The following is a 12433-nucleotide window of genomic DNA, read 5'->3' as shown; positions in this document are numbered from 1 at the left end:
CTCACTGTCCGCGCAGGTCTTCGAAGAAGGCCTGCCGCCCCTGTACCTGGCTCGACGCGCGAGGCTGATTCACGGCCTCGCCGTTGGGCTTTTCCACATGCCAGTAACAGTGGCTGATGGCCCGTGTAACGGCCACATAGGCCAGGCGTTGTACTTCTTCCTGCTGCGCCGTATCGAACGCCTGGGCGTCGCCCGGTTTGCCCAGCCCGGCCAGGCGGTACACCTGGTTCTTGTACGGTGAGCTAGTCAGGTACTGGCAGTCACCGAGCATGAACACTGCATCGGCCTGCAGCCCTTTGGCGCTGTGGTAGGTCAGCTGCTTGAGCCGGCGCTGCCCGGAAGGCAAACTAGAATCCACTTTAAGCACCGGTAATAAATGCTGCTCAATCAATGACTTATCGCTACTTTTTCGAAACAACATCATCACTGTTTCACCCTGTTCATAGTGTTCGATCAACGTCTGTGCCAGCGCTGCCTCGTCACGCTCGAACACCCGTACGGGCGCCAGTGGCAGCGCCGCCGCCTGCCCGCTGGCCTTGGCTTTCTTGCCGCTGATGGTCGGCGTTCCCTTCACCAGATGCTCGGCGGCGTCGATGATGGACTGCTGGCTACGGTAGTTTTCCACCAGCATCACCCGGGTGTTGGAGGGTGACGGGAACACCTTGGTGAACTCCATGAAGTACTTGGGCGAACTGCCGCGCCAGCCGTAAATCGACTGCCAGTCGTCACCCACGCACATCAGCGACGAATGCTGCGCCACCCGGCCATGGTTCATGGCTGGCCCACGTCGGCGGATCTCCGCAAGGCAGGCGCGCAGCCAGCTGACGATCTGCGGTGAGACATCCTGGAACTCGTCGATCATCAGGTGTGCCAGCGGCCGCAACAATGGGTCGGGCAACAGCTGCAGGTTTTCCGGGTTGTTCTCGCCGAACAGGGCGAACATGCGGTTGTAGGTCATCACCGGCGGTGACTGGGCCATCAGGTGGGTTTCAAAGGCCTTCCAGTACAGGGCCAGCGCCTCGAAGAACGGCCCATCGCTGTCACCCGGCGTGAAGCTCATGGCGGCCACTGCGGCGTTTACGTCCAGGCCCAGGTTCTCGATGAAACTGGCCGCGGTGACGAAAGCGTCGAGCAGCGGCGCCGGGGCCAGTTCACCCTTGACCTTGTATTCGAAGCCGGGGCCGGCCACGGCATCCCCTGCCAACGAGGCCGCCAGGCGCCTGGCCGAGGCGTAGTTGTCCAGCCAGATCACGGGTTTGTCGCTGAACGCCTGGAACAGCGTGCGCTTGACCGCCCATTCCGCGCGCACCGCGAGCTTTGCGCCAGGGCGCTGGTACTGGGCGCTCTCACTGGGGTCGAAGCCCAGCACCACCCAGGCATCCAGCCCCTCGAGGCGACCGTGCACATGGAAACGGCTGCCACGGATCTGCAGCGTGTCGCGGCACGGCTCAATGCCTTTGATCGGCCAGGCGCCGGCCGCGAACCACAGGTCCTCGATCACGTCGCACAGTTCTTCGTCGCGCTGCGCGGCCAGCTGGGTGACCTGCACACGCTTCTGCACATCCGGGTGATCCGGGTCCAGTGGCTTGAGCAGCAGCGCCTCCTGCCGCAACTGGCCGATCAACGCGGCGAAACGCGGGTTCTCTGCCAGCAGGTCCCGGTAGCACAGGTTCAACTGCTGACGCTGGGCGTCATTCAGGCGCAGGTCAAAGGGATTGCTGTCGGCATTTGCCTCCCCGCCCGCCGGCATCTCGTTGCCGAGGGTTTCGAAGGCTCGCACCTGGGAGAAGCCCGGCAGGCTGCGCACCAGCGGCAGGATCCGCGAGTGGAAGGTGCGTACCAACTCACGGCCCTGTGCCGGCGACAGCTGGACCTGCCACAACGCGAACACCTGCAAAAGGCGCTGGATGAAGTCCTTGCGCGACTCGCGGGTGAAGGTCACCACGGTCATGGCATCGAGCTCGAAGCCCAGGTAGTGGCGCAGCAACAGGATGCGCAGCACCAGCGAGGTCGACTTGCCGGCACCGGCACCGGCCACCACGCAGGTCGACGGCGTGTCGCTGAGGATCAGCTTCCACTGCGCGGCGCTGGGTTGTGCCTCGGCCGGCAGGCGCTGGGCCACGTCGGCCTTGAAGCGTTTTTTCAGCTCGGCACTCAGCGGCAGGCGCCAGTCGTCGAACAGCTTGTCGTCCTGGCCAGGCACCGCAGCGGCGTCCGGGCGCGTATCACGAATCACCAGGACCTGCCGCCCCGCTTCGTAGCCGTCCGAGCGCCCACGCTCGTAGCCGTCACGCAAACCGTCGGCATGGCCAGTGCGCTGGCCGACCGCATGGCCAAGGAACCATGAATCGCGGTGCTGCGCCTGCAGGCGGCTCAGGCCACGGCCAAGCAGGCGCGCGGCCAGGCGGCGCAACCAGGGCAACTGCGCAGGTGGGGTCAGGTTGGCCGGGGCCTGGGGCTGCTCGTGGGACACGGTCACTCCATTGAAAATCGAAACAGCGGGCATGTTCGCCTCATCCGTCCAAAAGCGCCAGCGAATGCTTTTGTATCAGTGGATTAGGCGATGAATCGCATGTTGTATCGCAAAATAATCATCTGATTAGTTGATGATAATAAGTCGATATTTACGCTTTTTTTCGATATTTAAAACGCAGATCATGGCCCCATTCCAGCGAATTCAGAGGAGCACCATCATGCTGCAACTGCGACCCTTCGAAAGCCTTGGCCACGCCAATCACGGCTGGCTCGACGCCCACCACCACTTCTCCTTCGCCGAGTATTACGACCCGGCGCGCATGCACTGGGGCAACCTGCGGGTATGGAACGACGACCTGATCGCCGCCGGCAGTGGCTTCCCGTCGCACCCGCACCGTGACATGGAAATCATCACCTATGTCCGTGAAGGCGCGATCACCCACCAGGACAGCCTGGGCAACAAGGGCCGTACCGAAGCGGGCGACGTGCAGGTCATGAGTGCCGGCAGCGGCATCGTGCACAGCGAATACAACCAGGAGAAGGTCGATACGCGGATCTTCCAGATCTGGATCATTCCGGAAAAAGTCGGTGACGCGCCGTCCTGGGGCACGCGTCCGTTCCCCAAGGGTGAACGTGGCGAAGGTTTCGTGACCCTGGCCAGCGGTCGCCAAGGTGATGGCGACAGCCTGCAGATCCGCACCGACGCCCGCCTGGTAGCCGCTACCCTGCGCGCCGGGGAAAGCGCCGAGTACCGCTTCGACCAGGGCCGGCGCGGCTACCTGGTGCCGGCCAAGGGCCGGGTCGAGGTCAACGGGTTGCAGGCCAAGGCCCGGGATGGCGTGGCTATCGAGGAGGAAACGGTGCTGACGGTGACGGCGCTGGAGGACAGTGAAATCGTCCTGGTTGACATGGCGTGAACTGCAAATCGCAAGGGGCTGCCATGCAGCCCTTTGTGGTACCTGATCAAACCCGCCGTCTGAAGGTCTCAGACGGTAGCTCGCCAAACCGCTGCCGGTAACTCTCGGCAAAGCGTCCCAAGTGCAGGAAACCGTAATCCAGTGCCAGTTCGGTCACGCTGCGTACCGTGCATCTTGGGTCGCTCAGGCAGGCGTTGACCCGCTCCAGCTTGCGCTGGCGGATGTACTGCTTGGGCGTGGTCCCCAGCTGTCGGTCGAACAGGCCGTACAACGAACGCAGGCTCATGTTGGCTTGCTCGGCCAGGGTTTCAGCTGCCAACTCAAGCTTAAGGTTGCCCTCGATGTGCTCAAGGATTCGCTCCAGGCTGGCCTGCGTGCCACCCAGGGTGTCCTTGCGCACATTGGTATTCATCAGCGTCAGCAGTTTGCTGGCGACGATCTGGCTGTAGTGGCCCTGCACCCTGGGCAGCGAATCGCTGACCTCGGCTTCGTTGCAGATCATCCCCAGCAGATTCAGGAAACCGTCCAGTTCCTCCAGCCGGTAGTGGTTGCGTACAAAGCGCACGCCGCCGCTGGGGCGCTGCCAGCGCTGCTCGTCGCAGATCGAGTCGAGCAGATGCACCGGCACCTTGAGAATGAACTTCTCGCAGTCGTCGGAATAGGTGAGATCGACCGGGTCGTCCGGGTTGATCAGCAGCAGCTCGCCCGGTACCAGGTGGTGCTCGCGCTGGTGGCCGCGCCACAGGCAATTGCCGTTGAGCAGCACCTGCAGGTGGAAGATGGTTTCCAGCGCCGGCGAGGTAACCCTCACGCTGCCGCCATAGCTGATACGGCACAGGTCCAGTTCGGCGAACTTGCGATGGCTCAAGCTGGCCTGGGGGTGGGTCGTACGGGACAGGCCAATGTGATGCTGGCCCACATGCTGGTTGACGTAGTCGGACACCGCGTACGGGTCGGCGCGGTGGAACACGCAGCTTTGCTCGCTCAACAGGCGGCTTTCCATGGGCAAGGCACTCGCCATCATTATTGTTATGGGCGCCGCGGCCTACTGCCTTGTGGGCATGTGGCCGCGTCGTTCACGGTCATTCTAACCAACCGTCATCGGGGTACAGGGGCAGGCGACGGTCGGATGCTGAGCGTCACACTAAGCAAAAAGCAGGATCGAGGGCAATGCGACCAAGGCAAACGGCGGGCGGACAGCGGACACGGGCACAGGCCCGGCGTTCGATTACCGCACAACTCACTGCACCGGCAGGAAGTTCAGCAGCAAAAGGCTCTGCGCATAGTTGAGCCCGATGCGCCGATAGCGCTCGTCGAGCATCTGCGCCAGCAGGTCGAGGCGCGCGACCACCTTGCCGAACTCCACGGCAAAGCTCAGGTTGCTGCCCTGCTCGGAGATCTCGTTGGAGAACAGCAGCAGCACGCCGTTGGCGTCCTGGCGCTGGCCAAGCATCCAGGTGGCCTTTTCGATATTGCGCGCGGCGTTGTTGATGAACAGCGGGTCGAGGGTGTCGGTCATGTAGAACTCGGTGCGCCCGCCGTGGGCGGTGACCAGCATGCTGCCGATGGCGTAGATGAAGGCACCGACCCGATCGCCCCTGAATTCCGGGCTCAGGGCATAGCTGAGCGCTGCCAGGTCACGCCGCTCACCGAGTTGCGCCAAGGGCTGGCGCTGCTCGATGGCGATGCGGATCTGCCGGGCGGCGGTGGTGGCGTCGAGGTAGCCAGACTGCTTCCACTGGCTGGGGTTGCGCAGGTACAGCTTGTCCATCAGCAGGTACAGGCTTTGCAGGTTGTCGCGCATGGACAGCGTGGCCATGCGGTCGACACTGGTCTGGAACAGCTCGTCGGGCTTGCCGTTGCCGATCTGCGTGAGCATGTCGCGGCCCTGCTGCTGGGTGCAGGCCCCCAGGCAGGTCAGGGCGCCTGCCAGCAGCAGGCCGCGCGGGAGAATATCGAGTCGTTTTGCGGCCATCGGCACCGGAGCTGGTCAATGGCTACACCGGGGGTCGGTGTAGCCTGGCCAAGCATAGAGCGCGCAAAAGCGAAAAAGTGCAGTGGCCGCTGCCCGTCACATGGCGTGGCGCAGCATCTCCACCACCTGCGCATGCAGCGCCGGGTCGCCGCAGGCCACCACGCAGCCGCCGTGCTGTGCGGTACTGCCATCCCAGGCAGTGATCACCCCGCCGGCACCTTCGATGATCGGCATCAGCGCCTGCACGTCGTAGGGTTGCAGGCTGGCCTCGACAATCACGTCGACAAACCCCGAAGCGAGCATGCAGTAGGCGTAGCAGTCGCCACCATAACGCATCAGCCTGGCCTGGCCGGCCACGTGCTCGAAGGCAGCCTTGCGCGCGGCGCTGTCGAACATGTCTGGTGTAGTGCACATCAGCGTGGCCGCCGACAGGTCGGCGCAGGCCCGGGTTTTCAAGGGCGTACCGCTGCGCCATGCACCTTCGGGGGTACCGACGAAACGTTCGCCGGTGAACGGCTGGTTCATCACCCCGATGACCGGGCGTGTGCCATCGTTGAGCGCAATCAGCGTGCCCCACAGCGGCAGGCCGGTGATGAAGGCACGGGTGCCGTCGATCGGGTCGAGCACCCAGGTCAGCGGGCTGCTGCCAACGGCTGCGCCATGCTCTTCGCCGAGGATGCCATGCGCCGGGTATCGCGCCTGGATCAGCTCACGCATGGCATCTTCGGCGGCCTTGTCGGCCACGGTCACCGGGTCGTACAGGCGCCCGCCCTTGTCTTCGACGTCCAGGCTGGCGCGAAAGTACGGCTGGATCGCCATGGCCGCGGCATCGGCCAGCTGTTCGGCGAAGGCGCGAAATTCGCCGGTCTGTTCAGCGCTCAGGGACATGGATCAGGCCTCAATGCTTGGGAAAGGCACGCATCATACCCGACTCCTCGCCCGTTGCATTTACTGGCCGGCTGTCCCAAGCTCTGCCTTCCCGCCGCCACGGACTGCCCGATGCCACGCCGCCCGCTTATCCTGATCGCCCTGTTGCTGCTGATCCTGGTGCCAGGCGTGCTCGCTTACCTGTGGCGGACCCCGCAATCCACCACGCCGGCGCTGCCGCCGCACAGTTACGCCAAGGCCCTGCGCCAGGCCCATGAAGGCCAGCCGGGCGCCGCGCGGGTTTTGTACCAGCAACTGCAGCGTAACGACCTGCCGGCGATTCGCCGCGCCGCCCTGTACGCCGAATTGCCCAACTACCCGTCACCCCAGGCGCTGAAACTGGCAAAACAGGATCTTGAACAGAGCGATCCTCTGGTGCGGCGCGCCGCCATTGCCAGCATCCGCCGGCTGTTGCCGGCCGCCCAACGCAGCCTGGTGCTGGGGCCGTTGCTCGACGATGACGAGCAGAGCGTACGCTTTGCCGCGGTGGACGCGTTGCTCGGGCTCGACCCGGATGCCATCGGCCTTTATTTCGGCCCGCTGCAGCAAGCGCTGGAGCAGTACCAGCAAACCCTCGAACAACAACCCGACGACGCCGACGCACAGATTCACCTGGCGCGCCTGTACATGCACGAGCAGGCCTATGACGCCGCCGGCGCAGCGCTCGCCCGTGCCCTGGCGCTGGCCCCCGAAAACCTGGACGCCCTGGCGACCCAGGTGCGCCTACTGGAACGCCAGGGCCACCACGACACCTCTCGCGAGGTGCTGCGCAAGGCCTTGGCGCTTAGCCCGGACTCGGCCTTCCTGCAGTACCAGCTGGGTTTGTGGCTGACCCGCCACGACCAGCACGAATACGCCCTGCTGGCACTGTCGCGCGCGGTCGAGCTGGAGCCGGAGAACAGCGACTACCGCTACACCCTTGCCGTCACCCTGCACCAGCTGGAGCAGGTGCAGGCCGCGCAGCAACAACTGCAGACGCTGCTCAGCCGCCAGCCCGCCAACCGCCGGGCGCGGGTACTGCTGATCGAGTACTGGAAGGAGACCGGGCAACTGCAGAACGTCCAGGTACTGCTGGCCGAGCTCGAGCGCCAGAACCCGGACGACCCGTTGCTGCAACAAGGCCTTTGACACCTTCCACAATCCGGTTGAACCCCTGGCCCGCGCAGAAGGTCCAGTGATAGGAGAAGGAAGGCGGTAACGCCATCTCGGCGTGCCCATCGTCACAGGAGAATGCTCTTGGCCGCATGCCTGGCTGTGGAAGAACGCGCCCTGGTCCTGGCGCCTGCCCAGGTGGGGACAAGCACCTGCAGATTACTCCGGCAAGCCGGCATCCACAGCCGCCGCACCGCCGATGTGGGGCGCCTTGGCCGCTGGCTCAGTGAAGGCGCAGGGTTGCTGGTGGTGATCGAACAGGCGCTGCCGCGCAACCAGCAATCCGCCCTGCACCGCTACCTCGAGCAGCAGCCTGGCTGGTCCGACCTGCCTGTGGTGCTGCTCACCAGCCGCGCCGAGGCCGACACCAGCGCAGTGCCAGGCAACCTGCTGCCCCTCGCCCCACCCTACCCTGACGAGCAACTGCTGAGCCTGGCACTGTGGGCGCTGAGGGCTCGCCGCCGGCAATATCAGGCGCGAGACCTGTGCGAACAGCTCGAAGCCCTGGCCCGGCAACAACAGGCCGACGACCAGGCACTGCAGCAAACACGCAAGATGGAAGCCATCGGTCAACTGGCTGGCGGCGTGGCCCATGACTTCAACAATCTGCTGACCAGCATCGGCGGCAGCCTGGAGCTGATCGACAAACGCCTGCGCCAAGGCCGCAGCGAGGGCCTGGAACCACCCTTGCGCCTGGGCCAGCAAGCCGTGGCCCGCGCGGCCCTGTTGACCCATCGTCTATTGGCGTTCTCCGCTCGCCAGTCACTGCAGAGCCAGGCAATCGACCTGCGCACGCTGCTGGCACCCGATGCCCTGGCCGCCAAGCTGGGTACCGGCATCGAGCTGCAGGTGCGCCTGGCCACACAACTGTGGCAAGCCAGCGCCGATGGCGAGCAACTCCAGGCGTCCCTGGACAACCTCTTGCTCAACGCCTGCGAGGCCATGCCCAGCGGCGGAGTGCTGACTATCGAGGCGGACAACGTCCAGGTCGCCAACGGGCAGCTCGCCAACGTCGGCCTGGCGCACGGTGACTATCTGTGCCTGAGCATCCGCGACAGCGGCCAGGGAATGTCGCAAGCCACCCTGGAGCATGCCATCGAGCCGTTCTTCACCACCAAGCCGACTGGCCAGGGTGTCGGGCTCGGGCTATCGATGGTGTATGGCTTCAGCAGGCAGTCACGGGGTTACCTGGCGCTCGACAGCCAGATCGGCAAAGGGACCCAGGTGCGCCTGTATCTGCCACGCCATACCGACAGCCCACCACCGCTCAAAGCCGCTGCCGTGCAAGCTGCCGGTGATTGCCAGGACATCCTGCTGGTGGAGGACGACCCGGATGTGCGCGAACTGGTCGAACGGAGCCTGCTCGAAGAAGGCTACCCCTGCCGTGCAGCGCAAAATGCCAGTGAAGCGCTGCGCTGGCTGCATTCGGCACAGCCATTCGGTTTGCTCATCAGCGACGTCGGGCTACCGGGCATGAACGGCCGGCAATTGGCGGAAATCGCACGTCGCCTGCGCCCCGGGCTGCCGGTGCTGTTCATAACGGGTTTCGCGCAAACCGCGATGGCTCGCGATGCATTTTTGGCCACAGGGATGCAGTTGTTGCGCAAGCCTTTCGCTCTGGAGCAGTTGCGCAAGCAGGTCGCGCGAATGCTGGTGGCGCCCTGAGCCGGATCAGGCCTGCAGCATGCGGTCGACTTGCATGACTAGGCTCTGCAGTGAAAACGGTTTGAGCAGCAAGGCGGTACCAGGCTCGTCGAGCAGTTGCTGCTCCACCGGATCCGCAGTGTAGCCAGTGATGAACAGGACTTTCTGATCGGGATTGATCATGCGCATCGCCCGGGCCACCTGACGCCCGTTGAAACCGCCCGGCAAGCCGATGTCGGTAATCACCAGATCGAATGGGCCGGCATGACGGTACTGCCCCAGCGCGCTGTTGGCATCGGTCACATCGCACACCTCGAAACCGCGCTCGACCAGTATTTCCTTGATCAACCCGCGCAGGTTGAGCTCGTCATCGATCAACAGTACACGCTCGCCCTGCCTGGCCTCCCTTGTGATCATCGGAGCTTCGGGTATCGGCTGGCTGCCCGTATAACGAGGGAACATCAGCACGACCTGGGTGCCGTGCTGCAGCCTGGACTCGATCCACACCTGGCCACCGGACTGGCGCACGAAGCCATGGACCATGGGCAACCCCAGGCCCGAGCCCTGCCCGAGGGGCTTGGTGGTGAAAAAGGGCTCGAATGCACGCGCTTCATCTTCAGCCGACATGCCATGGCCATTGTCCTCGACCTGGACCATCACATAGTCGCCCGCCGGCAGCCCGGCAGTCGCGTCGGCCAGGCGCTCGTTGCTGGTACGGATCGACAGGCTGCCCCGCCCCAGGCAGGCATCGCGGGCGTTGGCACACAGGTGCAGCAAGGCGTTGCGCAGTTGGTCGGGGTCGAGCTGGACGGGCCAGGGGGCGATGTCCAGCTCCCAGTGCAGGTGCATCTCGGCGCCGGTGCACTGCTCGAGCATCGGTTGTGCCTTGCGTATCAGCTGGTTGATGTCCAGTGGGTTGGGCGACAACGGCTGGCTGCGGGCGAATGCCAGCAAGTTCTGGGTCAGGCCGATGGCCCGCTGGGCGCATTCGCGGGCCATCTGCACGTAGCTGTCCAAGCGCTCAAGCCGCCCCTGGGCCAGGCGCCGCTCAAGCAGCTCCAGGCTGCTGCCGACCCCGGACAGGACGTTGTTCATTTCATGGGCCAGGCCGCCTGCCACCTTGATCACCGACTCCATGCGCTGGCTGTCGCGCACTGCTGCTTCGGCCATGCGCTGGACGGAGTGGCGCTCCTCGGTGATGTTGTGGCCAATCAGGATCGGCAGCGCCTGGCCCGATACAGCATGCCAGCGTAACCAGCAATAATGCCCTTCACCCTGGCGCACGCGGGCCTCGAAGGCCGGGGTGTCATGCCCCTGCATCAGTGCCATCAGGGCCAACCTGGCCTCGGTACGCTCGGCTGGGTGGATCAGCTCCAGCAGCGGGACCGGTGTTTGCTGCTCATCCGTCCAACCCGACAACCGATGCCAGGCCGGATTGGCCAGGCGCACGCGCAACTCGGTGTCGAGCATCAACATCACGTCGGGCGACAACTGCCAGGTGTGCTCACTCTCGGCCATGTAGCGCGAAAGTTGTGCCTCGAAAGATTGCGCCAGCTCGCGCCATTCGCGGGTGCGTTCGACACTGGCGGTGGTTTCGACCAGCGCGTGCAGGAACCCCGCCACCGCGCCCTGGTCGTCGCGGATGGGCGAATAGCTGCAGGTGAACCAGGCCTGGAAGGGGCGCCCGTCGCGGTTGACCGTCAGCAGGCTGTTCTCGGCCAGGCTGCCGTGCCCTTCCAATGCCTGGAAAACAGCAGCCCCCATCTCGTCCCAGGCCGTCGCCCAGAGCGTGTCGAAACTGTCGCCCAGGGCATGGGCGCGCTCGCCCAGGGGGACGGGATAGGCCTCGTTGTGAATCACCGTCAGCGCCGGGCCCCAGACCAGGGCACAGGGGTAAGCAGAAAGCAGCAGCATGTCGACGGCGATGCGCAAGGCCGGCGGCCATCGTGTCAGGGGCCCCAAAGGCGTTGCTTCCCAGTTGAAGCTACTGATCTGGGAACGTCCCACGCTTTCGGCGCTCGAAATCGGCGCCAGGTGAATCATCTGCGCATCCCCTTGCGCAGCATGGTCAGCGGCCAATGTCTTCATTCCACAGTTGCGGCTTGGCCTCGATGAAATCACGCATCATCTTTTGGCAGTCCTCATCGTGGCGCACGTCCAGCGCTACGCCTCGGCTGGCCAGCAACTGCTCTTCGCCAAGAAAAGTGGTGTTTTCGCCGATGATCACCTGCTTTATCCCATACAGCAGGATCGCGCCACTGCACATGGCACAGGGCGACAGGGTGGTATAAAGCGTGGCCTCCTTATAGACACTGGCAGGCTGCCGACCGGCGTTTTCCAGGGCATCCATTTCACCATGCAGGATGGCGCTGCCTTGTTGTACCCGGCGGTTGTGGCCACGGCCGATGATCTTGCCGTCGTGCACCAGCACCGAGCCAATTGGAATGCCGCCTTCCGCCAGCCCCTTGCGGGCTTCGTCGATGGCCGCTTGCATGAATTTGTCCGTTGTCATGGTGACTTCCTGGCTGCACATGATTGGATCGAGACTAGCACAGTGCCAGCCGGCGATGGCGCCACGCCCAGCGACGGCTATGCTCAGAGGGTTTTTCCCCTTCGCCGGGCAACCGGCCCCCTCGGGTTGGATGGGCATGCGCACATGAACAAGAAGATCCTGGTCGTGCTGACCAATACCGCCAAGTACCCCAACATCAAACGCGCCACAGGCCTGTGGCTGGGTGAAGCCGTGCATTTCGTCGACCCCGTGCAGCAGGCTGGCTTCACGGTCGACTATGTCAGCCCGGCGGGCGGCTACGTACCAATCGACCCGCACAGCCTGCAAATGGCCCCGGACCTTGACTGGCAATGGTACGACGACAAGGCCTTCATGAAGCGCCTGGGCGCCACCCTCAGCCCCGGCGAAGTCAAGGCCGAGCAGTACAGCGCCATCTATTACACCGGTGGTCATGGCGTGATGTGGGACTTCCCCGACAACCAGCCGCTGCAGGACCTGGCGCGGCGCATTCACGAACGTGGCGGGGTTGTGGCATCGGTCTGCCACGGTGCCGTGGGGCTGCTGAATGTGAAACTCAGCGACAACACCCTGCTGCTCAGAGGTCGGAAGGTGACTGGCTTCTCCAATACCGAAGAGAAACTGGCAGAGCTGGACAAGGAGGTGCCGTTCCTCACCGAGAACGAACTCGGCGCACGAGGTGGTGAGTACCAGAAAGCGGAGGATGTGTGGGCACCCTTCGTGGTTGAAGACAAAGGCCTGATCACCGGGCAGAACCCGGCGTCCACTGCGGGCGTGGCTCAGGCGGTGCTCAAGTTCCTGGGCAAAGCGAAG

Annotated in this window: 10 protein-coding genes; 4 read left to right on the top strand and 6 right to left on the bottom strand. The window is 64.2% G+C overall.

Features of this window, described 5'->3' with window-relative positions; all coding sequences use genetic code 11:
- Nucleotide 1 precedes the first annotated feature (1 nt).
- Nucleotides 2-2506: a UvrD-helicase domain-containing protein gene (locus tag F6X61_RS09025; protein WP_153786313.1), complete on the bottom strand. Its 2505-nt coding sequence runs from the start codon at nt 2504-2506 to the stop codon at nt 2-4.
- A gap of 187 nt (nt 2507-2693) precedes the next feature.
- Here F6X61_RS09025 and F6X61_RS09020 point away from each other — a divergent pair, with 187 nt between their 5' ends.
- Nucleotides 2694-3392, top strand: coding sequence for a pirin family protein (locus tag F6X61_RS09020; RefSeq protein WP_153786312.1), 699 nt, complete (start codon nt 2694-2696; stop codon nt 3390-3392).
- Between the two features lie 46 nt (nt 3393-3438).
- Here F6X61_RS09020 and F6X61_RS09015 read toward each other — a convergent pair whose 3' ends face one another.
- The 3 genes from F6X61_RS09015 to hisN form a co-directional block, all read right to left on the bottom strand.
- Nucleotides 3439-4395: an AraC family transcriptional regulator gene (locus tag F6X61_RS09015; RefSeq protein WP_153786311.1), complete on the bottom strand. Its 957-nt coding sequence runs from the start codon at nt 4393-4395 to the stop codon at nt 3439-3441.
- 237 nt (nt 4396-4632) lie between these two features.
- Nucleotides 4633-5367 (bottom strand): hypothetical protein, encoded by a 735-nt coding sequence (locus F6X61_RS09010; protein WP_153786310.1) that lies wholly within the window; start codon nt 5365-5367, stop codon nt 4633-4635.
- Between the two features lie 96 nt (nt 5368-5463).
- Nucleotides 5464-6255 (bottom strand): histidinol-phosphatase, encoded by a 792-nt coding sequence (gene hisN / locus F6X61_RS09005; RefSeq protein WP_153786309.1) that lies wholly within the window; start codon nt 6253-6255, stop codon nt 5464-5466.
- Between the two features lie 111 nt (nt 6256-6366).
- Between hisN and F6X61_RS09000 the strand changes: the two genes are divergently transcribed.
- Both F6X61_RS09000 and F6X61_RS08995 read left to right on the top strand, forming a co-directional pair.
- Nucleotides 6367-7422, top strand: a complete 1056-nt coding sequence (locus F6X61_RS09000) for a HEAT repeat domain-containing protein (protein WP_153786308.1) — start codon at nt 6367-6369, stop codon at nt 7420-7422.
- 108 nt (nt 7423-7530) lie between these two features.
- Entirely contained in the window at nt 7531-9111 is a 1581-nt protein-coding gene (locus F6X61_RS08995; protein WP_153786307.1) for a response regulator, read from the top strand.
- A gap of 6 nt (nt 9112-9117) precedes the next feature.
- On the opposite strand, the gene F6X61_RS08990 is transcribed toward F6X61_RS08995, so the two are convergent.
- Complete coding sequence (locus F6X61_RS08990; RefSeq protein ID WP_153786398.1) at nt 9118-11133, bottom strand: ATP-binding protein; 2016 nt, start codon at nt 11131-11133, stop codon at nt 9118-9120.
- A gap of 25 nt (nt 11134-11158) precedes the next feature.
- Nucleotides 11159-11602: a nucleoside deaminase gene (locus tag F6X61_RS08985; protein ID WP_153786306.1), complete on the bottom strand. Its 444-nt coding sequence runs from the start codon at nt 11600-11602 to the stop codon at nt 11159-11161.
- Between the two features lie 144 nt (nt 11603-11746).
- Between F6X61_RS08985 and F6X61_RS08980 the strand changes: the two genes are divergently transcribed.
- On the top strand, nt 11747-12433 hold a 687-nt coding region (locus F6X61_RS08980), incomplete at its 3' end, for a type 1 glutamine amidotransferase domain-containing protein (RefSeq protein WP_153786305.1).

This window comes from Pseudomonas sp. EMN2, assembly GCF_009650555.1.
In the GTDB taxonomy this organism is placed as follows: domain Bacteria; phylum Pseudomonadota; class Gammaproteobacteria; order Pseudomonadales; family Pseudomonadaceae; genus Aquipseudomonas; species Aquipseudomonas sichuanensis.
The sequence above is the reverse complement of the archived record's forward strand: the minus strand, read 5'-3'. Positions and strand labels throughout refer to the sequence as shown.

What these genes read in the sequence shown, in the direction of transcription:
- F6X61_RS08985 (WP_153786306.1), bottom strand. Translation starts at nt 11,602, where the DNA reads ATGACAACGGACAAATTCATGCAAGCGGCCATCGACGAAGCCCGCAAG.
- F6X61_RS09010 (WP_153786310.1), bottom strand. Translation starts at nt 5,367, where the DNA reads ATGGCCGCAAAACGACTCGATATTCTCCCGCGCGGCCTGCTGCTGGCA.
- F6X61_RS08990 (WP_153786398.1), bottom strand. Translation starts at nt 11,133, where the DNA reads ATGATTCACCTGGCGCCGATTTCGAGCGCCGAAAGCGTGGGACGTTCC.
- hisN (WP_153786309.1), bottom strand. Translation starts at nt 6,255, where the DNA reads ATGTCCCTGAGCGCTGAACAGACCGGCGAATTTCGCGCCTTCGCCGAA.
- F6X61_RS09000 (WP_153786308.1), top strand. Translation starts at nt 6,367, where the DNA reads ATGCCACGCCGCCCGCTTATCCTGATCGCCCTGTTGCTGCTGATCCTG.
- F6X61_RS09025 (WP_153786313.1), bottom strand. Translation starts at nt 2,506, where the DNA reads ATGCCCGCTGTTTCGATTTTCAATGGAGTGACCGTGTCCCACGAGCAG.
- F6X61_RS09015 (WP_153786311.1), bottom strand. Translation starts at nt 4,395, where the DNA reads ATGGAAAGCCGCCTGTTGAGCGAGCAAAGCTGCGTGTTCCACCGCGCC.
- F6X61_RS09020 (WP_153786312.1), top strand. Translation starts at nt 2,694, where the DNA reads ATGCTGCAACTGCGACCCTTCGAAAGCCTTGGCCACGCCAATCACGGC.